General features: G+C 36.3%; 15 protein-coding genes, 1 pseudogene and 1 riboswitch. Of the genes and pseudogenes, 13 read left to right on the top strand and 3 right to left on the bottom strand.

Annotated features, from left to right (window positions below; all coding sequences use genetic code 11):
• Positions 1-59: 59 nt before the first annotated feature.
• Positions 60-165, top strand: a riboswitch (SAM riboswitch).
• A 79-nt stretch (positions 166-244) separates the two neighbouring features.
• The 6 genes from RCG20_RS10795 to RCG20_RS10770 all read left to right on the top strand — a co-directional run bounded on the left by RCG20_RS10795 (position 245) and on the right by RCG20_RS10770 (position 5586).
• Positions 245-1276, top strand: a complete 1032-nt coding sequence (locus RCG20_RS10795; RefSeq protein ID WP_308184240.1) for a uroporphyrinogen decarboxylase family protein — start codon at positions 245-247, stop codon at positions 1274-1276.
• Positions 1273-2094 carry a MetQ/NlpA family ABC transporter substrate-binding protein gene (locus tag RCG20_RS10790; RefSeq protein ID WP_308184239.1) on the top strand — a complete coding sequence of 274 codons (822 nt, stop codon included), beginning with the start codon at positions 1273-1275 and terminating at the stop codon, positions 2092-2094. Before RCG20_RS10795 ends, RCG20_RS10790 begins: the two co-directional genes overlap by 4 nt.
• Positions 2095-2109: 15 nt before the next feature.
• Positions 2110-2922, top strand: coding sequence for a pyrroline-5-carboxylate reductase family protein (locus tag RCG20_RS10785; RefSeq protein ID WP_308184238.1), 813 nt, complete (start codon positions 2110-2112; stop codon positions 2920-2922).
• Positions 2919-3719 carry a VOC family protein gene (locus tag RCG20_RS10780; RefSeq protein ID WP_308184237.1) on the top strand — a complete coding sequence of 267 codons (801 nt, stop codon included), beginning with the start codon at positions 2919-2921 and terminating at the stop codon, positions 3717-3719. The genes RCG20_RS10785 and RCG20_RS10780 overlap by 4 nt, the downstream gene beginning before the upstream one ends.
• 239 nt (positions 3720-3958) lie before the next feature.
• Entirely contained in the window at positions 3959-4405 is a 447-nt protein-coding gene (locus tag RCG20_RS10775; protein ID WP_308184236.1) for a MarR family winged helix-turn-helix transcriptional regulator, read from the top strand.
• Between the two features lie 110 nt (positions 4406-4515).
• Complete coding sequence (locus tag RCG20_RS10770) at positions 4516-5586, top strand: tellurite resistance/C4-dicarboxylate transporter family protein (protein WP_308184235.1); 1071 nt, start codon at positions 4516-4518, stop codon at positions 5584-5586.
• Positions 5587-5623: 37 nt separating this feature from the next.
• Here RCG20_RS10770 and RCG20_RS10765 read toward each other — a convergent pair whose 3' ends face one another.
• Positions 5624-6907 (bottom strand): uracil/xanthine transporter, encoded by a 1284-nt coding sequence (locus RCG20_RS10765; RefSeq protein WP_308184234.1) that lies wholly within the window; start codon positions 6905-6907, stop codon positions 5624-5626.
• 46 nt (positions 6908-6953) lie between these two features.
• Entirely contained in the window at positions 6954-7325 is a 372-nt protein-coding gene (locus tag RCG20_RS10760; RefSeq protein WP_308184232.1) for a pyridoxamine 5'-phosphate oxidase family protein, read from the bottom strand.
• A gap of 643 nt (positions 7326-7968) precedes the next feature.
• Between RCG20_RS10760 and RCG20_RS10755 the strand changes: the two genes are divergently transcribed.
• Both RCG20_RS10755 and RCG20_RS10750 read left to right on the top strand, forming a co-directional pair.
• The gene (locus RCG20_RS10755) at positions 7969-9468 is read left to right on the top strand and encodes an amidase (protein WP_308184231.1); all 1500 of its coding nucleotides are present in this window, start codon (positions 7969-7971) and stop codon (positions 9466-9468) included.
• Between the two features lie 892 nt (positions 9469-10360).
• Positions 10361-11820: pseudogene (locus tag RCG20_RS10750) on the top strand (IS1182 family transposase).
• 329 nt (positions 11821-12149) lie between these two features.
• Here RCG20_RS10750 and pepT read toward each other — a convergent pair.
• Complete coding sequence (pepT, locus tag RCG20_RS10745) at positions 12150-13367, bottom strand: peptidase T (protein ID WP_374120541.1); 1218 nt, start codon at positions 13365-13367, stop codon at positions 12150-12152.
• A gap of 267 nt (positions 13368-13634) precedes the next feature.
• Between pepT and RCG20_RS10740 the strand changes: the two genes are divergently transcribed.
• From RCG20_RS10740 to RCG20_RS10720, 5 genes are all read left to right on the top strand, one after another.
• The gene (locus RCG20_RS10740; RefSeq protein ID WP_308184229.1) at positions 13635-16010 is read left to right on the top strand and encodes a DUF4084 domain-containing protein; all 2376 of its coding nucleotides are present in this window, start codon (positions 13635-13637) and stop codon (positions 16008-16010) included.
• A gap of 249 nt (positions 16011-16259) precedes the next feature.
• Positions 16260-18905: a putative bifunctional diguanylate cyclase/phosphodiesterase gene (locus tag RCG20_RS10735; RefSeq protein WP_308184228.1), complete on the top strand. Its 2646-nt coding sequence runs from the start codon at positions 16260-16262 to the stop codon at positions 18903-18905.
• 319 nt (positions 18906-19224) lie between these two features.
• The gene (locus RCG20_RS10730) at positions 19225-19848 is read left to right on the top strand and encodes a TetR/AcrR family transcriptional regulator (protein WP_308184227.1); all 624 of its coding nucleotides are present in this window, start codon (positions 19225-19227) and stop codon (positions 19846-19848) included.
• Between the two features lie 17 nt (positions 19849-19865).
• A complete protein-coding gene (locus tag RCG20_RS10725) occupies positions 19866-20750 on the top strand; it encodes an ABC transporter ATP-binding protein (RefSeq protein WP_308184226.1) in 885 nt (294 codons plus the stop codon).
• A 4-nt stretch (positions 20751-20754) separates the two neighbouring features.
• On the top strand, positions 20755-21552 hold the full coding sequence (locus RCG20_RS10720; RefSeq protein ID WP_308184225.1) for an ABC transporter permease subunit: 798 nt from the start codon (positions 20755-20757) through the stop codon (positions 21550-21552).
• The last annotated feature ends 5 nt before the right edge of the window (positions 21553-21557 follow it).

Genomic DNA, 21557 nt, shown 5'->3' with positions numbered 1-21557 from the left:
GATTGACCAATCATTTCCAGCATGCTATTATCTTATTATTCCAATTAAATAACTCGGATTTCTTATCTAGAGAGGTGAAGGGACTTGGCCCGTTGATACCTCAGCAGCAGACTTTAAAAGAGCACTGTGCTAATTCCAACAAGTGTAATGCTTGGTAGATAAGAAGGGGCGTCTCACCAGACAATTTTCCTCTTCTTATTTCCTAAGAAGAGTTTTTTTATTGGTGAAAAAGGGAGGTAATTGTATGGGTATTTGGCAAAAGAAAGAGCGTTTTGAAGCATTACTGTGTGGTGAACGGGCAGATCGCCCGATTGTTAGTGGGTGGAGACATTTTATCGATAAAGAACAGAATGCAGAAGATCTAGCAGAAGCGACGGTTTCGTTCACCAAGCAATTTGATTGGGATTGGGTGAAAATTAATCCGCGTGCAACCTATTATGCAGAGGTATGGGGAAATACCTACGATTTTCATGATTACAAGTCAGTTTTTCCAAAGCAAACAAGGGCGGCAATTCAGATACCATCAGATGTTTGGGATATTCAAGTAAAAAAGGCAACAAGCTCAGCTCCTTTAGCAGAACAATTAGAGGCTGTAAAACAAATTCGCCAAGGACTGCCTGATACACCACTTGTTCAGACTATTTTTTCACCATTAACCATTTTATTATTCCTAGCTGGTCAATCAGCTTATGTTAAAAATACTATTTATGGTAGTGAAAGTCCTGTCTCTCTAAAGAAACTATTCACAGAACAACCTGCTGGCATCCATCGTGCCTTACATGCGATAGCATCAACCTTGGCGGATTATGTGACAGAACTAGAGCATGCCGGTGTGGAAGGAATATTCTATGCGGTGACAGGTACGGCCCATCCGGATTTGTTTGATGAACCTGCTTTCAATGAATTTTCAAGACAATATGATTCGATTGTCCTTGAAGCGGCTCGAGGAAAGCGGATTCTTCATACATGTGGTGCCTACGCTCATCCTGAACGTTTTAATGACTATCCGATAGACGGTATTAGCTGGGATACATTTGCAGCTGGTAATATTGGCTTGACTGCTCCACTAAAAGCAACAAAAGTGGGCGGTGTTGATCACTCTTTATTTGCAAAAAACGACATCAACAGTATTCGGACTCAGGCTAATGAAGCTTTAAGGCTAACGTCAGATGAACCGTTTATATTGGCTCCAAATTGTTCTATTCCAGTTAATGTTACGGATGAGGCTTTAGGGCAATTACATGATTCTGTATTTGAAAAGGAGATAATTCGGTGAAAAAAATAGGGATTGCTATTTTAATAGGTTTACTATTGGTACTCGCAAGCTGCGGAAAAGAGGAAAAATCAGTTGATAAAAAGAACATTACAGTTGGCTTTGGAGTGGGGACTTATGAGGAACAGTTCCGTAAAAGTATTTTGCCAATTTTAGAGGATAAGGGATATAAGGTAAATATCAAAACATTTTCCCAAAATATGCAGGTTAATCCGGCAATGCAAGAGGGTTCAATCGACGCTAGTATTTTCCAAAGTACAGCATATATGGAAGGGGTTAATAAAGAGCAAAAGACGGATATGATAGGAATTTCCTTTGTCCCTAGTGCCCCTCAAGGTCTGTATTCTAAAAATCATAAATCGCTTAGTGAGGTCAAAGATGGTACAACGGTAGCGGTTCCAAATGATCCAGTAAATCAAGAACGAGCAGTAAGGATTTTAGAAGAACTTGGTTGGGTGAAAGTAAAATCAAATACAAAGACAATAAATTTTAACCTAAATAGTGTTGAGCCAAATAAATACGATATTAAATTAAAGGTTTTGGATCCAGCTCAAATTTTGGTGTCACTTGCAGATGTTGATTACGGTGTTGTGAATGGGAATTATATTGCCAATGCTGGTAAAAAAATTACCGATGCATTGAAAGTTGAAAATACACCTAAACAGCATCGAATTATCGTATCTATAAATAAGAAGAATAAAAATACAAAATGGGCAAAAGACTTAAAAGCAGCATATGAATCCACCAAGTTTGAAAAGTATATTAAGTCTCAGGGAAAATACGATGGTTTCATTCTTCCAGAAGCATGGGGAAGCAATTAGGAAGGAGTATTTACGGTGAAAAAGAAACGAATTCATTTTATCGGTGGTGGTCAAATGGCTGAAGCCATCATCCGTGCTAGTGTATCCAATCAGACAGTTGCAGCTGACTATATCAGCATTACAGATATCGACGAAAGTCGCATCCGGCTTTTAAGCAGGACTTATGGTACCAAAGATGATATCTCACAAGAGACTGCACTTGCGGATGCAAATCTCATTGTAATTGCGGTTCGTCCACAGGATGATTTGGCCGCAGTGGGACGGAATATTCAACAATTCGCTAAGCAAGATACGGCAATCCTATCGATTGTTGCCGGAGTGACAATTGAAAAGCTTGCGGGCTATATAGGGGATGGGCGTCCGATCATCCGCTGTATTCCAAACACTTTGACCGATACTGGGTTTGGATATAGTGGGGTGGCACTGAATGCCTATGCATCTAAAGAACAGGTTGAGGATTTCTTAAATGGTTTTGGGAAGGTTCAATATTTGGATGAATCCCTCATTGATATTTTTACTGGTTTTGGTGTTGCTGGTCCGAACTATGTTTATTATTTCATTGAATCGTTTGCAGATGCAGGCGTACTTGCAGGCCTATCTAGGGAACAAGCATGGCAGGTTGCTCTCGAAAATGTTGCTGGTGCGGTCGTGATGCTGCAACAAAGTGGGCGCCATCCACGGCAATTACTCGATAGTAATAACTCAGCGGGTGGCGTAGGCATTCATGCCCTTTATGAATTAAATAACAGTGACTTTGCGGCTGGTCTACAAAGAAGTGTACTTGCGGCTGTTAAGCGAACAACTCAATTAGGTAGGGATCATGAATGATGACAACATTAAATTGGGATCATACCGTTCATTATATAAATGATTTGGAAACAGCAATAAAGACCTTTAAGGATAATAAACTAGTGGCCTTCAAAGGTGGCTCACATAAAAAATGGGGTACATATAATGCCCTTAGTTATTTTGGGTTAACCTACATTGAATTTTTAGGAATTGAAGACCAAAATTTGGCGGAAAAATCAATTGGGGTCAACTGTGTGGTTAAAGATGCCGTAACTTTATTGCCAGAACGTGAAACGATGCTACGAATTGCAATTCGTACAGATGATATTGATGCTACGGCGGCATCATTGAAGGAACAAGGCCTTACCTTGTCTGCCATTATTGATGGAAGTCGTTTGGATAAACGTGGTCAGCTAATTGAATGGCGTATGATGACGATTGAGGAAAACTTCCAGGATCTCGTTTATCCATTTATTATTCAATGGAAGGGAACTGATTCAGAACGATTAGAAAGCCTCACTGACTTCGGGGTAATTACTCCCCACCCGGCTGGTGATGTTACGCTAGAAAGTGCAGTCTTTTTTGTTTCAGATCCAATTATCACTGCAGCGCACTGGCAATCGTTATTTAATCTATCAATTGAGGAATCTGATGAAACTTCTGTCATACTCGGTATTGGCGATAAGTCTTTTATTTTTAAAAAGGGAAATGATAATCAGTTAAAGCAATTGATCTTTAAAACTGAAGTTCAGGAATTAAAAGGCAAGATTATTAGTATTGGTGATGGCGAATATCTATTTGATGCCCAAGAAACGCAGAAAAAAGTGATCATATAAAAACTGTAAAAAAACTCGTCTAACGAACGAGTTTTTTTTATTTAGTATATCAATTGATGTGTCAAATCTCTCCTGTAGTGGCTGAAAACAAAAGACTTGCTTGCCGCACTTTTATCATAAGCAAAGATTGTTATTCATGATCCTAGCGCCATTTTGATAAGATAGAGATAAATTCAATTGTCTCATCGTAAATAATTATGTACAATCAGTCAATAACCATTTTACAGGAGGAAATATACATGTCTTCAAAGGTTGAACAAATTGCCGCAAATTGGATTCAGCTTCTTCCTCAGTTTTATAATTCAATGAACAAAACCAATGCGAGTCCGAAAAAGCAATCGGAGTTGACTCATTTGCAGTTTCATATTTTAGAGGAATTGTTCCAGGAAAAAGCAGGTATTTCTATGACTCAACTAGCCAAAAATATTAGTATCTCCAAGCAGCAACTAACTCCCTTAATTAACAAATTAGAGGAATTAGATTTTGTTGTAAAAGTTCAAGATAATTCTGATAAACGTGTGATGAAATTGAATTTGTCGAAGGAGGGAAGTAGGATTGTCAGTAAACGGTGGGAAGAATTCCACGCGGTATTATGTGATCGGCTCTCAAACTTAAGTGGGGAGGATCTAATTGATTTGGATTATGCTATTTCTAAACTAAATCGAATCCTAAATAAGATAGAGTAGGAAGCTTTCTAAGTGAAACGTTTATTGCCTTTTTATAGTTAATACTATACGATTTAAACTAAACAATTTATTAAACAGCAAATGAAATACCGCAATTTAGGAGTGGTATGATGATTCACTTTATTAGGCGCACAGCAGAAAATCTTTTTTCAGGCTATTTCTCATTAGTAATGGCTACAGGGGCATTGTCGATTGCCTCTCATTTGCTTGGAATGGAGCCAATTTCAAAGAGTTTATTGTATTTTAATATCGTTGCATACATGTTGTTGTGGTTTTTTACTATTTTCCGTCTGATTAACTACTTTCCTCGAGTCATAGCGGATTTGACAAGCCATTCAAACGGCCCAGGATTTTTCACCTTGGTTGCGGGAACCTGTATGTTTGGAAGCCAGTTGATCGTTGTAGCCAATAATCATACAGTTGCTACCTTTCTATGGGGTCTTGGAATTCTTTTGTGGATTATTGTTATGTACACCTTTTTCACAGCGGTTACAGTAGGGAAACACAAACCTACTCTTGGTAAAGGGATTAACGGGGCATGGTTAATTGCTGCGGTTGCCACACAGTCTGTTTCCGTTCTTGGTACATTGTTATCATCCTTTATTGGAAGTGGACGTGAAATCGTTCTATTTTTCACCTTATGCATGTATTTGCTAGGCTGTATGTTATATCTAAATATTATTACGCTAATCTTCTACAGATTTACTTTCTTAGAGTTTAAGTACGCTGCACTTACTCCTCCATATTGGATCAATATGGGAGCAGTGGCGATTACGACATTAGCGGGATCGACCCTTATGCTGCATGCTAAGAATTGGCCTTTTCTCGTGGATATGCTGCCCTTCTTAAAAGGATTTACATTATTTTTCTGGATTACAGGCACATGGTGGATTCCATTGCTGTTTATTCTTATGATTTGGCGACATCTCTATCACCATTACCCGTTGACATATGATCCTCAATTTTGGGGAATGGCGTTCCCGATTGCTATGTACACAACGAGTACGTTCCAGCTTGCCAAAGCGTTATCTCTTCCATTTCTTATCGGTATCCCGCGAGTGATGGTGTTTGTTGCAATGGCAGCGTGGGGAATCGTGTTTTTTGGGTTACTCCACCACCTCTATCAAGAAATTAAAAATAATGGTAAGTTACCGGGAAATGTAACAAAAACAAAAAGCTAATCCGCAAATTGGATTAGCTTTTTATGATGGAAAAATATTAATCGTATTTTGACCATACAACCAATTTATCAAGAAAAATTGAAAGTAAGATCCCCATTAGTAAGCCATTACTTAAGAGTGGGCGAATATACATTGGTAAATTGGAAAATAAGGTGGGTGACATATTCATGATACATACGCCTATTAAAACAGGAATTGCGATTCGATAAATGGTTTTGGAGTTAAATTGAAAATCCTTTATCCCCTTTAATGTAGTGCCAAACATTTGGATATATGCTACAAATAAAACAGCATTCCCAACTGTTATCGGCATCGATGCTAAAAAGGATCCAAAAGGTGAAATAATCCCGAGTAATGTAACGAGTGCCCCCGCTAGGATAAAGGGTTTCCTATCCAATATTCGAGTGCTTTCTAAAAACCCGATTGAAGAGGTATAAGTTGCAAATGGAACTAAGCCAAAAAAGGCTGTGAGACAACCATAAAAACCAGTCAATATAAGGGAATTTCTTGTCCCTTTTTTAGATAAAGATTGTTTATATAAAGATTCTGCAGCATATATAGATGTAAAGCTATTTGATAAGCTTAGTAATCCACCTATAAAACCAATAATGACAATTCCGACTTCAAAATTAGGTTTACCTAATGGAAATAAAGTTAAATGGGCGAATGCCGCACTTTCTGCCGACTTGTTTGCTCCAAATAGTAAAACATAAAAACCCCACCCGATAATAATTCCTATTAAAATGGCGAAGTTACTTATCATCCCTTTTCCTTTAATGCTGATAAAAATAACAATAAAAACAAGGAAGAGAGAAAACAAGGTAACAGGTATGTCGATATTCCCTTTACCTGTTACCTTAATCATTCCATTAAAAAAGATAAAGGTTAGTTGTATGGATAATAAAAATAAGTAAACAGTCATGACCATTGGTGTAAACAATTTTTGAATCAAATGGACCCAATTTAGCAAGCCTAATAAAATAATCACAATGCCAGACAACAGAATTCCAGTTGCCAAGCCGCCTCCAAGGGTTGTATAGCTAATTCCAACCGAAGGAGCCGAGGCAGCTAAGCCGATCATTAGTCCCCACCAAAGTCCGCCATGGCCTTCCATCAATGAGAAACGATGTCCAATCAATCCTTGCAGAATACAAGCTGTCCCTGTAAAAATAAATGAAATTCGCATTGTAACTGCAATAACTTCTGGGGTTAAATGAAAAGCAGTTCCAATTGAAATCGGGATAACAAAAGTATTAGCAAAAATAAAAAACAGCCATTGAAATGCGGCGAGGATGGTCGTTGATGTCAATAATTGTCGCATTGTGTAGTCACTCTCACTTTTTAATACGTTCCGTTAAAATACGAGATTATAAAGTTTGTTTAGCAAATTCAACTGTAATTTCAAGAACCCTGCTTAAAAATGGGAATTTACCCTTCATCATTTCGTATTCCGCGCCAGTTGTAAGGAAATTAGCGGTTCCTTCAATTCTAAAGCCAGCGCCCATACCGTAAGTACCTTGGACATCCTTGCTTCCAACGGTTATCTTAACTTTATTATTTTCCTTAACATCTTCTTCAATACTGTACATTCCTGCTGCAGGGATAAGAACTCTTTTATCATCTGTTACATTGATATATGAATTCCAAGTGTTAACAACATGGGCCTCATTTCCCCCCCAGGACACGATAGAAGTAACTCCTTCTTGATTGATCACTTCGAAAAATTTTTCTGTAAGCATTGTATATTTCCTCCTCTTTCTTAAAGATAATAGTATATGAATCTCAGCCTATAAGTGGTGAGATAGTCAAACAGGTATAAAAGAGTGCCTTGAAGAAGAACGATCAAAACAGAATTGAAAGCCGAGGCGACTCCCTCTGTTATTTTACGACAAGGAAATCTAGGGCACAATGATTTGGATCAATTCTATTTTATTGGGATAATTCAGTAAAAGGGTGGATAAACAATTTAACGGTACACTTTGGTACAATTTTTCAATCGTACATGATAATGTTTAAGTAGATTACTTAAAAGATGGAGTATAGAGGCTTTTTGAGAACTGCCCTAGCTGATTGGAGCGGAAGGCGAACCTCTCGAGCGGTATCAACAGGAAAATGCAACAAAGTCTAGCAAAAAAATAAGGCTCTTTACTAGTAGATTGTTGTTATTGACCTTACTCTTCGTTTCGCTGATAAAATGGACTTTTCGCTGATATATCTCCACTTTTCGCTGATAAAACAATTTTTTCGCTGATATATCTCTACTTTTCGCTGATAAAAATATTTTTTCACGGAATATCGCCTATTTTCTCTGTTTTTTGGGGGATAAATATCTCTCAAAACTAAAAAGAAGGTAAAAAAATAAAAATAAAAAGAGGTAGTGTAATGGATAAGGTAATATATTCAGCACTTGATGGGGTAGATTTAGCAAATTTAGTTAAAAAGAAACAAGTTTCCCCGAAAGAATTGGTTGAGGCTTCTTTCAATCGACTAGATGAGGTAAATCCTACCTTAAATGCAGTAATCCGAACAAGAAAAGAAATCGTTATGAAAGAAATAGAACAGTTGCAAATTAGTGAGCAGCCATTTGCAGGCGTTCCGATTGTTTTAAAGGATATCTCTCAAGCAATAGAGGGGGAACCGTTAACTTCGGGGTCAAAATTATTTATTGATCATCTGGCGAGGAGAGATTCGAATTTTGTCGCACGCCTTCGCCGAGCAGGTTTTTTATTTATTGGACATACGAATACACCCGAATTCGGTTTAAAAAATATAACGGAGCCGGTAGTTCACGGAGCTACCAGAAATCCATGGAATCCGGATTATTCACCAGGTGGCTCAAGTGGTGGTTCTGCTGCAAGTGTTGCATCAGGAATCGTCCCGATTGCAGGAGCAAGTGATGGAGGTGGATCAATACGAATACCTGCATCATTTACAGGTCTATTTGGTCTAAAGCCGACAAGAGGTAGAACACCTGTAGGCCCTGGGGTAGGCCGCCAATGGCAAGGAGCATCGATTGATTTTGCATTATCGCGTACGGTTCGGGATAGTGCAGCCCTTTTGGATGTCTTACAAATTATTCAACCTGAAGCAGCATTTCAAACACCCTTATTTGCTGGTAGTTATCTGGGCGAACTAAACAAGCATCATAATCGGAAATTTAGAGTAGCGTTTACAACCGAATCTCCTGTAGGGACACCTGTTAGTGAGGAAGCGAAGTTCGCGGTATATAAAACGGTTAAGTGGCTTGAGGAACAAGGGCATTTGGTAGAAGAACAAGGTAATCATGTTGACGGAATGCGATTAATGGAAAATTACTATATTATGAATTGTGGTGAAATGGCAGGAATGGTGGATTCCATCGAAAAGACAATGGGACGAGCCATTACAGTTAATGATATGGAAATTGTTGCGTGGGTGTTAACTACTACAGGAAAACATGTTTCCGCTGCTGAATTTACACAAAGTATTGCAGAATGGGATGTGGCCGCTGCCCAAATGGCAGAGTTTCACCAAACGTATGACTTATATGTAACGCCAGCGACAGCAAGCGCTGCTCCAAAAATAAAAGAACTTACACATACGGAAAAAGAAATTGCAGAATTATTAAAAGTAGACGATTTAACAAAATCAGAACAACAACAACTTGTTTATGACATGTTTGAGGCTAGTTTAACCTATACACCGTTTACACAATTAGCCAATTTAACAGGGCAGCCAGCCATGAGTGTTCCAGTTCATCTAACAAAAGCAAGCCTCCCACTTGGTGTTCAAATTATGGCACCAAAAGGTAAGGAGGACTGGTTATTACAAATAGCTAGCCAAATGGAACACTCTGATTTATGGGTTGGAATGAAAGGAAATCCGATGTTTCCTCTGATATAATTATTCAAAAGTAGATTCCATTTTTTAGTACAAAAGGAAGGCTAACCCTTAATAGGGTTAGTGGTCCGATAACTTGGAGAGAAACGTAATTAACTGTCCAAATCACAACTGAATTAGCATATTATTTATCATGGAAAAATGCTTGGGGTATTTTGGAGGGCACTAAAAAGTTCCCTTTTTACATTGACTATTTTAAAGCGCATTGTTCATTTGCCACCCTGTTGATTGGTATTTAGACCATAACTTTGCCCGTTGATTTCCACTCCGGGCACTTGCTTTCCGCGGGGAGGGATGGGAGCCTCCTCGGCGTACTGCCTGTGGGGTCTCCCATTCCCTCTAATCCCGCAGGAGTCAAGTGCCCTCCGCTCCAATCAACTCAGGTAGATAAAGTAGAAAAGTGATTCCAAAAAGCCTCTATTTTAATGATATTGGTGGAGACCCAACAGGCGCTTAAGCGAGGTCACTGAAAAACTTTCTTTTAAGGATATATAACTGTATTAAAGAAAACTCGCCGATTGACGAGCCCCTTAGGGCGATGACAGAGGCGTAGTTGCCCTTATGCGCTAGTAGAATTTATTGATATAAATTCTGCTTAGCTAAAAAAAGACGACTCTAAAATTCAGATGTGAATTTTAAGTCGCCTTTTTGATTAATAGGGGATATTTTACCTGCCCATGTTAAAGTCTAATGTTAATTTTGACACCCTGTTGATTGGAGCGGAAGATGCGAGACTCCTGCGGGAGTACGGGGCTGGGGAGACCCCGCAGGCGCCAGAGCGAGGCCACTGAAAAAGTCCCATTTTTTTAGGCAGTTGAAAGTTTGAATTAATCAAACTTTCAACTGCCTATTTGTCTTATAATAATGATATTAAATGTATGTAGGTGATATCTAAATGATTTCCAATCAAGAATCTCTCAATTTCAGTCCATATTTAGCTATTTTTGATCTCGTAGTTCCAGAGGATAATATGCTTCGCCAAATCAATAAACTAGTTGACTTTTCATTTATTCTTGAAGAATTAAAAACGAAATATTGTCTTGATAACGGTCGGAATGCAGTGTCACCGATACGTATGTTCAAATATCTATTGCTTAAATCAATTTATGATTTGTCAGATATAGATGTAGTAGAACGTTCAAAATATGATATGTCGTTTAAATATTTCCTCGATATGGCACCAGAAGATTCCGTAATTGACCCAAGTTCTTTAACAAAATTCCGTAAACTCCGTCTTCAAGATGTGGGTTTATTAGATATGCTCATTGGAAAGACCGTTGAGATTGCAATTGAAAAGGAAATTATTAAAAATAAAACCATTATTGTTGATGCTACACATACAAAAGCACGTTATAACCAAAAATCACCGAGAGAATTTTTGCAGGAGAAATCAAAAAATGTGCGAAAAGCCGTTTATCAGTTCGATGAATCCATGAAAGAGAAATTCCCATCCAAAACAACTTCTAACGAAGTAACAGATGAATTAAATTATTGCCGTCAAATCATTTCTGTTGTCGAGTCAGAACCTAAAATTGCGGCAACCCCAGCTGTAAAGGAAAAATTAAATGTACTAAAAGAAGTAGTGGAAGATTATACAGAACAACTGGCTTTTTCAACAGACCCAGACGCACGTGTAGGACATAAAACAGCTGATTCTTCTTTTTTTGGCTACAAAACGCATATTGCAATGAGTGATGAACGAATTATTACTGCTGCAGTTGTGACAACAGGTGAAAAAAATGATGGAAAATATCTGCAGGAATTAATTAAAAAAAGCCAAGCAACAGGAATGGAAATTAATACAATTATTGGGGATACTGCCTACTCTGAGAAAAATAATATTTGTTATACAAAAGAACACCAATTAACACTTGTTTCTAGACTGCATCCACTTATTACATATGGTAGAAGAACAAAAGAAGATGAATTTAATTTTAATAAAGATGCAGGGATGTATGTTTGTAAAGCCGGGCATATGGCCATTCGAAAAAAATATGAAGAAAGAAAGAATCAAGATAAAAACCCTAGAATCAAGTACCTTTTCGATATTAAAAAATGTGCTGTTTGTCTTTTCCGTGAAGGATGTTATAAAGAAGGAGCGAAAAGTAAGTCCTATTCAGTAACCATCAAATCAACGGAACATACAGGTCAAGAAGCGTTTCAAAATACGGAAGTTTTAAAAACCTAGCGAAAACACGCTATAAAATTGAGGCGAAAAATAGTGAACTTAAACATAGACACGGGTATGATGTGGCGTCATCTATGGGTCTATTTGGCATGGAAATACAAGGAGCTACAGCGATATTCGCAGTCAATCTCAAGAGGATTATAAAGCTCCTCTCTGAGAAAAAATAAGATAGAATATAAAAGTAACCAAGAAAAAAGCAGCTAGTTATCCAAAATTCGGACAACTAGCTGCTTTTTTTATCCACATCCAATGAGAAAAATAAAAATTCGCCAGTTTTTCAGCAGCCTCCGCCAGAGCGCCGAGGAGGCTCCCCGAACCGCCCGCGGAAAGCGAAGCATCTGGAGCGGAAATCAACAGACAAGTTTCAAAGAACGTTACATGAAGGTTTACCTACCATAAGCGCATAAAACGGATTAACACCCTAATTCGGACAATGACCATGATGATTGTCAATCTGTTATTTGGTAAGCAATTTATTATGTTATTTTGGATCCAATTAAGCTCTTTGCTCAACAAGCTTAGCAATTCCAATGACTACATCAACTGCTTTTAACATATTATCAACAGAAATAAACTCGAACTTACCGTGGAAGTTTTCTCCACCTGTAAAAATATTTGGTGTTGGCATTCCCATGTAAGAAAGCTGTGAGCCGTCTGTTCCGCCACGGATTGGTTTGATTAATGGCTTGATATCCAAACTTTCCATTACCTCTTGGGCCATATCAACAATTTCTTTAACAGGCTCAATCTTTTCTCTCATATTGAAATATTGATCTTTCATTTCAAGGATGATATTGTCTGCTCCGTATGTTCCTTTAAACTCATTTACTAGGCTTTCAATAGTGTTTTTTCTAGCATTGAAGTTTTCTCTATCAAAATCCCTGATAATATAATTTAGCTTTGTTTGTTCAACATCGCCATATATCGAAATTAAATGATAAAATCCCGCGTATCCTTCTGTAAACTCAGGTGCTTCCTCAACAGGCAATCTTTTGTTAAATTCCATTGCGATTTTGGCGGAGTTTACCATCTTGTTTTTGGCAGATCCGGGGTGAATATTGCGGCCTTTAATAGTAATCTTTGCGGAAGCAGCGTTAAAGCTTTCGTATTCTAGTTCGCCAAGTGGACCTCCATCAACTGTGTAAGCATACTTAGCACCAAATGCTCCAACGTCAAATTTATGCGGGCCCCTTCCAATTTCCTCATCTGGTGTGAAAGCCACTCTAATTTTGCCATGCTTGATTTCAGGATGCTGAATCAAATGGTCCATGGCAGTCATAATTTCAGCAATACCTGCTTTATTGTCCGCACCAAGCAGTGTGGTGCCGTCCGTAGTAATTAATGTATGGCCAATATATTCAGGTAATTGCGGGAAGTCCTTTTGAGACATCACAATATGTAAGGAATCATTTAAAACGATATCTTTTCCGTCATAGTTTTCGATGATTTGTGGGTTAACATTTTTACCAGTAAAATCAGTTGCTGTATCAATATGGGCTAAAAATCCAATGGTTGGTACTTGCTTTTCAGTGGTAGCAGGAAGTGTTGCCATTACATAACCATTTGCATCAATTGTAACCGATTCCATTCCAATGGTTTTTAATTCTTCTACTAAGATGTTGCCAAGAGTTAGCTGTCCAGAAGTGGAAGGGCAAGTCTCACTGCTCTCATTAGACTGTGTATCCACTTTTACGTAAGAAGTAAAACGTTTCATTAATTCATCTTTCAAGATTTGTCATCTCCTTCTATTTTCTATTTTTATGATAGCATGATTTCTTTTAAAGGGAAGAAATTTAGATTTAAAAATGTAAAAATATAACAAGGGGAGCAATCCTTTTTATAACGAAATAGTAAAAAAATACGATAAAATAACAATTTTCGACAAATTCCGACTCCGATTTACAAAAAAATATGGTAAATTATATCTATATCTATAAAATCATAATTTATTGTCGATTGCACATAGAAAGAACGTGACAGTATGAAAAAAACAATGTCTCATAAAATTGCAGTATCTATTTTGTGTTTACATATAATAGCCTTTTTAGCTTGGTTAGAGCTATTTAAAAAACATGATTGGCTACTAATCTTAGGAAGCGATTTATTCCAAACGTCGGCTCCTTTAATTTCAGCTTTATGGTTATTCAATAGGTACAGAAAAGAAAATGGTAGAAATAGGAATTTTTGGTTGCTGCTTTGTTTTTCCATGCTTAGCTATACGATTGCAATGCTTATCTGGATGTTCTATGAAATTTATTTAAGGGTAACACCGCCGTTTCCGGGAATCCAAGATCTTTTTTGGATACTAACTCCCATAATAGGCCTACTTGCATTTAATGAACTTATTTTAAAAACAAATACATCTAAGGTTTTCCAACATATTTATGATGCATTAATTGTTATTTCGGTTACCACCTCAATAAGTTGGGAATTTATTATCAAACCCATTTTAGAGCAATCCGCTGATCATGGAATTCTATATAAAATTGTTTATGCAGGGTACCCTATATCAGAATTGGCACTTTTTTTCGGTCTTATCAGTATATTTAACTCAAGAAACATCAAATTAGCGTCAAAATTCTTTTTCCTTATAATAGTGGGTCAATTTTGTTTTATAGTAGCAGATACTGTGTATCTATTTTTGGTATCACAAAATATGTACTCAAGTAGCAACCCAATTGCAGTACTTTGGAATTTGGGATTACTTTTAATTGGTATTTCCTCTTATTATTCGAATGAAAATATAGTGGAAATACAAATGAATATAAATAAACATAAGACTAATTATCTCCGTGAAGTAAGATTATGGCTTCCCTATTTAAGTGTGTTTATTCTGTTTCTCATCACGATCTATGATGAGAAGAAAATCAACAGTTTAGTAGTAGGGTCTTCTATTTCTATTTTTCTTATTATTTTCCGACAAATATTTACTAGGGTTCATAACGAAGTATTAGTAGGAAAGCTCAAAGAGTTAAATATAGAATTAGATGAGCAGGTCCAACTTAGAACAAAGGAATTAGTTGAGAAAAATGAACAACTTGAAGAATCCATCTCAAATGTAGAATATCTCGCCTATCATGATCTTTTATCAGGCTTGTCTAATCGACGCTATTTTGAAAAGCAGCTTAGTGGGGCATTGAATGAGGCAAAAGCAAAAAATGAAGAGATGGCCATTCTTTTTTTAGACTTAGACAGGTTTAAAGTTATTAATGATACACTAAATCATTCTATTGGAGACATCTTACTACAACATGTGGCGAAACGCCTTAAAGCCTGTATAGATGATAAAGGAATCATTTGCAGGCAAGGTGGAGATGAGTTTATTATTCTGTTACCTGAAGGAGACCGAACAAAGGTAATCTTAATGGTAGAAAAAATAGTAGAATCCTTAAATAATATTTTTCTGATTGAGGGGCATGAATTGTTTATTACTACAAGTATCGGGATAAGTTTTTTCCCAGATCATGGCGAAGAAGTGGGCGTGTTAATCAGAAGAGCAGATGTAGCGATGTATTCTGTAAAAAATGAAGGGAAAAATAACTATAAAATTTTCACACCTGACATGAAAGACTCATTTAACAGGAGATTAACGATTGAGAATGGTTTAAGGAAAGCTACGGAACAGGATGAATTTTTAATTTACTATCAACCAAAGCTAGAATTAAAGACAAACAAAATAGTAGGAATGGAAGCTCTTATTCGTTGGAATCACCCAGAAATGGGGATGGTTCCTCCAGATGATTTTATATCAATTGCTGAGGAAACAGGACTGATCAATAAGATTGGAGCTTGGGTTTTGCAAATGGCTTGCTGGCAAACAAAATTATGGCAAGAAGAAGGTCTAAAGGATCTATCTGTTTCGGTTAATGTTTCTGCAATTCAATTCATGCAAAAGGATCTGTACCAGCAAGTAAATGAAGCTCTTACTGTTACGGAGCTTGATCCAAAATATCTCGAGTTAGAAGTAACAGAAAGCATCATGCAAAATGTACAACATGCTTCCTTCGTTTTAGAAAGATTAAAACAACTAGGTGTGAAAATATCTTTAGATGATTTTGGATCAGGCTATTCCTCCTTAACACAAATAAGACATCTTCCATTTGACACTCTTAAAATTGATAAAACCTTTATAGACGATATTGTCACTAGTTTAAAAGATCAGGCAATTGTAAAAACAATCATAGAATTAGGGAAAAATTTAGGATTAACAGTTGTTGCAGAAGGTGTAGAAGATGTAGAGCAATTAGAATATCTCAGGGAAAATGGATGTGATCGAATTCAGGGATATATCATCGGTCGCCCATTACCAAAACAAGAGTTTGAAAGTAAAATAAGACAAAACATAATATACAAGTGAAAAAATTTGACTGTAGCAGGGATACCTCTACAGTTTTTATTGTTTAAAAATAGTTTGGATAGCTATAGAGATAGTGACGTTCTTCATGTCTTTATATAAAGACAGAAGAATTCTATCTGTTGGTTAGAAATAGATAGATTGTAAATGACGGGAAGAGAAGCCTCTCATTGAGCCACTTATTTATGTTAAACTATAGTTGGAATTGTCGAAAAATGTCGGATCAGATATTGGGTCGAGGAGATAGACAACATGAGGAAGATTGGCATAATTTTTACAACTATCTATATGATATTTATTTATATATGTCTTTATATCTTTAAAGATAATGAATCCATGCGCATTTTGCTGGGAACATTTATTTTTCCTTTAATTGGGGCTGGAATAAGCATTTTCTGGATTTGTCAGTATATCCTGAAATTAACGGGGAAACAAAAATATGTATGGGTTTTTTTGGCGATGGGGAATTTGTCATTTATCATTGCTCAAAGTATCTGGTATTACCAAATCACTCTATATAAGGTACCATCCTATCCTAGTTGGGCAGATTTCCTCTGGTTGGTTCAATATCTTCTCTACTTGTCTGCACTAATAATAGAAATCACAATTACAAAAGGCGTTCCATTTGTTCGTTTCATTTTTAACATTTCAATATTTATGACAACAGCAATTGCGTTAAGCATCCATTTTCTAATAACCCCCATATTAGCATCATCTTCTAATTCAATTTGGGAGGTTACTTTTTCCTTAGCTTACCCGATTATCGATTTGGCACTTCTTTTTGTGACAATTGGGTTATTATATCTATCGAAGTATAGTGTTAACAAGAAAGTTTTATCTATTATTATAGTGGGACTTTTCTTCCAAATCTTTGCGGATACGGCACATACCTATTTACTATCAAAGGGGAACTATGTACCTGGTGGGTTTGTTGACCCATTATGGATTTTGCCGTTACTCATAATAGGAATTGCTAGCATCTATGCCAGGTATCGTTTAGGTCAGCAGGTTGAATACTACTCACAAACTAACCATGAATATAATTTAATTCCATATGTAGGAGCATTCATTTTGTTGATATCTGTATTATTCAACCATGGGATTCATTCTGTAGGTTCGCTAGGTATTGGGCTTTTCCTAGTAATGGTGTTGATTGTGATACGACAAAACACTATTTTGATTGTTAATCGAAATTTACTGCAAGAATTAACGGAAACAAATGATGAACTTACAAAAAGCGAAGAAAGGTATCGACATCTAGTTGAAATCTCACCGCATGCTATTGCTGTTGATATTAAAGGAAAATTAGTTTTTATCAATAAAGCAGGATTGGAATTACTAGGGGCTACCTCGTACGAGCAGATTATTGGAAAATCGATTTATGATTTTATTGATAAAAATTACATTCAAACATATCAATTGCAACGTGAGAAGGCAGATAGTAAACAGACTCTGATTGAACAATGTGAATATCCTGTCAAACGAATTGATGGAGAGATCATCTATGTTGAATCCAGGATTGCTGAGATTAACTATAATGGAGAAAAGGCATTTTTAGCTGTCACTCAAGATGTGACTTATCGAAAGAATAGTGAAGAAAGAATAAAGCATATGGCATTTTTCGATGAATTAACTGAATTACCTAATCGTGCAATGTTCCATAAAAATATAAATAAAAAAATTGAAAAAGCTAGAGAACATAATAATCAGGTTGCTGTCATGTTCATTGATTTAGATAGGTTTAAATTTATTAATGATACGATGGGGCATTCCTTTGGAGATGTATTCCTTAAAAATGTATCAACAAGAATGGTCCAACTTTTGGGTCATCATGGTACTATTTATCGTTTTGGTGGCGATGAATTTTGTGTCATCCTCGATATAGTTGATCAGGAAAAAGCCGAAATGATAGCACAAAAAATCATTGATGGATTTTCTAAGTTATTCAATATTGGAAACCATGAGTTTTATACTACCCCTAGTATTGGAATAAGCTTTTATCCAAAAGATGGTGAAGATGAGGATTTATTAATTAAACAGGCTGATATTGCTATGTACAAAGCTAAGAATCTTGGTGGTAATAACTATCAACTGTACACACCTGTATTAGATAAGGAAAACAGTAACAAAATGGAAATGGAGAATGCGTTACGAAGAGCTATTGTTAATCATGAGTTTTTCATTCATTATCAACCAAAAGTGAACTTGCATACGGGAGAAATAGTGGGATTAGAGGCCTTGATTCGTTGGAAACACCCCGATTGGGGTTTGGTTTCTCCACTGCAATTTATTTCAATTGCAGAGGAAACCGGATTGATTATCCCAATAGGAACATGGATCTTGCATGAAGCTTGTTTGCAGCTGAAAAAGTGGCATAATGAGGGATTTTCAACGCTAAGTATAGCGGTCAATATTTCCCCCCGCCAATTTCAAGATAAGGATTTTTTGAAAATAGTCAGAAACGTATTTCGTGATATCCAGTTGGATCCACAATTTCTACAAATAGAGATAACGGAAAGTATTATGAATAATTTTCAAGGATCTTTAAGCACTCTTACCGAGTTAAAACAATTAGGAATTAAGATCTCTATTGATGATTTTGGTACAGGTTATTCATCCCTTAGTTATTTGAAATACCTACCTATCGATGAGATTAAGATTGATAAATCTTTTGTAGATGATATTTCTATAAATCAGAGGGATATTGCGATTGTCAAAACAATTATTGATATGGGACATCATTTGCATGTTTTTGTCACGGCTGAGGGGATTGAAACTAAACAACAATACCTCGTTTTAAAGGAACACCATTGTAATGTGGGGCAGGGTTATTTATTTAGTAAGCCTTTACCCCCTGCAGAAGTGGAGCAACTCTTTAACCAATCTTTTTTAAAGTAGATTAAAGAGATCTAATGAGGTTAGATCTGCTGCATCTTTATTGGAAAAATAATAGGAATCAAAAAACTGTATTAGAGCAATCTAATACAGTTTTTTTAGCTTTTTTTGACCAATCAGAATTTATATCCATAAATTCTGCTAGCGCATAAGGGCAACTACGCCTAATCATCGCCCTTAGGGGCTCGCCAATCAGCGAGTTTTCTTTATAGAAAATAAATTTTCTAATTATATTGACCAGTGTAGTCAATGGGATTACAATATGATTGACCGATGTGGTCAATAACTTGAGAATATTGACATAGAAGGAAGGCTAAGAAGGATGTTTTCAAAGTTTTTTAATCTTGAAAAAGAAAAACAAGTTCGAATAGTAAATGCAGCAATTAAGGAGTTTGCACAAAAGGGCTACGAGAATGCTTCAACAAATGAAATGGTGAAAGAGGCTGGAATATCAAAAGGGCTGCTGTTTCATTACTTTCAAAGTAAAAAGCAATTGTATTTGTTTTTGTATGAATACTGTGTAGATCTTTTAGTGAATGAAGTATTTGAAAAAGTTGATATGGTTGAAACAGATTTTTTCGCAAGAGTACGCCAAGTAGCGCTAGTAAAGATGGAGTTATTAAAAAAATATCCTCAGGTCTTAAAATTCTTAGAAAGCGCCTATATAGAAGACGCAAATGAAGTGAAACCAGTAATAGAAAATAGACAAAATGAATTTATAAAAGTAAACACAAAGAAAATTTTTGAAGGCATTGATATTTCACGATTCAGAGATGGGATGGATATCCAAAAAGTGTTGAAAATTGTCATTTGGGCATTTGAAAAAATGGCGGAAGAGGAGCTTCAAAAAGCAAAACTTTCTCCAACACATGAGATTGATTATGAGAGGGTCTTTCTTGAAGCAGATGAATATTTTGAGATTTTCACAAAATGTTTCTATAAATAATGAGGGGGTACCTGAATATGAATGTCATTGAAATTAAAAATCTTACCAAAACGTACGGCAGTGCGAGAGGAATTAGCGATATCAGCTTTACTGTTGAGGAAGGGGAGATTTTTGGCTTTATTGGCCCAAACGGTGCTGGTAAATCAACAACAATTCGAACATTATTATCCCTTATTTATCCGACAAGTGGCAGTGCAACTATTTTTGGAAAAGATTCGATTACGTTCGCTCCTGAAATTAAAAAGGAAATCGGCTATTTGCCATCTGAAGTATTCTATTATGACAATATGAAAGTCAAGGACCTATTAAAGTATTCGGCTAGTTTTTATAAAAAGGATTGCAGCAAACGGATCAAGGAATTGGTTGAAATCATGGATCTTGATGTAAATAAAAAAATTAATGATTTATCGTTTGGAAATAAAAAGAAAGTGGGAATTGTTCAAGGGCTACTACACGAGCCAAAGCTTATTATCTTAGATGAACCGACAAGTGGATTAGACCCGCTCATGCAGCAGAAGTTTTTCGATTTATTGAAGAATGAGAATAAGAAAGGTACAACCATTTTATTTTCCTCACATATTTTGAGTGAAGTTCAAAAAATGTGTGATAGGGTGGCGATTATTAAGGAAGGTCAGCTGATTAAACTCGAAAAAATCAGTACTTTAAAAGAAAATAATCATAAAAGATTCAAGCTTGAAATGAATGGACCTATCAATAAGGGTGCTTTTGATATTCCTGGTGTTAGTAATGTAGAAGTGAAGGATAACATGATGAGCTTATTATTCAGAGGCAATATAAACATCATGATGAAAAAGCTTTCCGAGATGGACTTGGCTAATCTCTGGATTGAGGAACCAGATCTCGAAGAAATCTTTATGCATTATTACGAAAAGGAGAACTGAGACCATGAATATGTTTTTACATGAATTAAAGGCATATCGTAAATCAACGTTCATTTGGACATTATCTTTGGTCTTAGTCGTTATTTTCTTTTTATCCATTTTTCCGGGCTTTACCAAAGATGCAGCTGATTTCAAAAAGCTTCTTGAAGGCTATCCAGAGGGAGTTCGTAAGGCATTAGGGATTTCGATTGATACAATCTCTTCTCTTCTTGGATTTTACTCCTATGTATTTGGTTATATTGTTCTTTGTGGTTCAATCCAAGCTATGAATCTAGGAACTTCGATAGTTTCAAAGGAAGTTCGTGAAAAAACAGCTGATTTCCTGTTAACAAAGCCAGTAACAAGGACACAAATTATGACGGCTAAGCTTTTGGCAGCAGTAACATCCTTAGTATTTACGAATATCATTTACGTTGTTGCTGCAAGTATCATGGCGTCTGCAGTCTCGAAAGAATCATTTGATATGAAAATCTTTATTCTCATTTCGCTTACAGCCTTTTTTGTTGAACTAATGTTTATGGCACTTGGGGTTTTTGTTTCTGTCATCGTACCTAGAATTAAGTCAGTTCTCCCATTATCACTTAGCATCGTCTTCGGTTTCTTTATTATTAATATGTTTGGTTCGGTGATTGGCGAAAAAACACTTCGATATATCACACCATTTAAATATTATGATTCAGCCTATATTATGAAGAACTCTGCTTACGAAGCATCATTCGTCATTATTGAATTAGTCTTCATTATCGGAGTGACTTTTGCGAGCTATATCATCTATTTAAAAAAAGATATTCATGCAGTTTAAGAGGG

The organism is Neobacillus sp. PS3-40, from assembly GCF_030915485.1.
In the GTDB taxonomy this organism is placed as follows: domain Bacteria; phylum Bacillota; class Bacilli; order Bacillales; family Cytobacillaceae; genus JAUZPL01.
This window is presented reverse-complemented; position numbering and strand designations above follow the sequence as displayed.

Bases quoted from the DNA above. Each gene is read 5' to 3' on its own strand.
- RCG20_RS10795 (WP_308184240.1), top strand. From the start codon at position 245: ATGGGTATTTGGCAAAAGAAAGAGCGTTTTGAAGCATTACTGTGTGGT.
- RCG20_RS10780 (WP_308184237.1), top strand. From the start codon at position 2,919: ATGATGACAACATTAAATTGGGATCATACCGTTCATTATATAAATGAT.
- RCG20_RS10775 (WP_308184236.1), top strand. From the start codon at position 3,959: ATGTCTTCAAAGGTTGAACAAATTGCCGCAAATTGGATTCAGCTTCTT.
- RCG20_RS10770 (WP_308184235.1), top strand. From the start codon at position 4,516: ATGATTCACTTTATTAGGCGCACAGCAGAAAATCTTTTTTCAGGCTAT.
- RCG20_RS10765 (WP_308184234.1), bottom strand. From the start codon at position 6,907: ATGCGACAATTATTGACATCAACGACCATCCTCGCCGCATTTCAATGG.
- RCG20_RS10760 (WP_308184232.1), bottom strand. From the start codon at position 7,325: ATGCTTACAGAAAAATTTTTCGAAGTGATCAATCAAGAAGGAGTTACT.
- RCG20_RS10755 (WP_308184231.1), top strand. From the start codon at position 7,969: ATGGATAAGGTAATATATTCAGCACTTGATGGGGTAGATTTAGCAAAT.
- pepT (WP_374120541.1), bottom strand. From the start codon at position 13,367: ATGAAACGTTTTACTTCTTACGTAAAAGTGGATACACAGTCTAATGAG.
- RCG20_RS10740 (WP_308184229.1), top strand. From the start codon at position 13,635: ATGAAAAAAACAATGTCTCATAAAATTGCAGTATCTATTTTGTGTTTA.
- RCG20_RS10735 (WP_308184228.1), top strand. From the start codon at position 16,260: ATGAGGAAGATTGGCATAATTTTTACAACTATCTATATGATATTTATT.
- RCG20_RS10730 (WP_308184227.1), top strand. From the start codon at position 19,225: ATGTTTTCAAAGTTTTTTAATCTTGAAAAAGAAAAACAAGTTCGAATA.
- RCG20_RS10725 (WP_308184226.1), top strand. From the start codon at position 19,866: ATGAATGTCATTGAAATTAAAAATCTTACCAAAACGTACGGCAGTGCG.
- RCG20_RS10720 (WP_308184225.1), top strand. From the start codon at position 20,755: ATGAATATGTTTTTACATGAATTAAAGGCATATCGTAAATCAACGTTC.